At 35.4% G+C, this 630-nt stretch carries 1 protein-coding gene; it reads right to left on the bottom strand.

All coding sequences use genetic code 11. The features are described from left to right. On the bottom strand, window positions 1-630 hold a 630-nt coding region (locus L1D50_RS23260), incomplete at both ends, for a hypothetical protein (RefSeq protein WP_239966961.1).

Raw genomic sequence — 630 nt, 5'->3', positions numbered from 1 at the left:
GATCTATACTGTTGATGTTCTCTATAGAGGAAATAGAATCTTGATGATACGATAATTTTAATAACCCATTATCATCAGATGTATAGATGTAGAGCTTTTTGCTATACTTATCAACGATGACAATATCATCGAATGAGTTAGCATCCAAATCACCGAATTCAATATCAAAATGACCGTGGTCTAAATTTAATTCAGATAAGTCTACATTATATCTATTCTCAATCTCATCAATTGAAATGCTTGGAGCCTTTACATCACCCTCTGCGTTGACAAAGCGGCCTGCAAGGTTAGTCCAGTTAACGCTTCTAGCTTGATCGCCCATAGAACCATGGCAAGTTAACACCCACATTTGTCTACCGTATGCGACATTAAAGATTTCTTTACCTGATTTTGGTACGCTTCTATTATAGCTGCCACCCTGAATTCGGCAATATAAACCATTGGAGCCCCAAGTTTGGTAAGTTGTATGATTAAATGGATGTACGCCACTATTAAAGAAGTGATATATCTTAACTGGAGTGTTATCTATATTTACCGAGCTATTATCAATCTCGCTCGCATTAGCTTGTGAAAAAATTGAAAAGCAAGATAACGCAGCGAATAATGTATTTTTATTAAACATAGTAAATT

The organism is Pseudoalteromonas sp. Isolate6 (assembly GCF_022398435.1).
GTDB classification, from domain to species: domain Bacteria; phylum Pseudomonadota; class Gammaproteobacteria; order Enterobacterales; family Alteromonadaceae; genus Pseudoalteromonas; species Pseudoalteromonas galatheae.
This window is presented reverse-complemented; position numbering and strand designations above follow the sequence as displayed.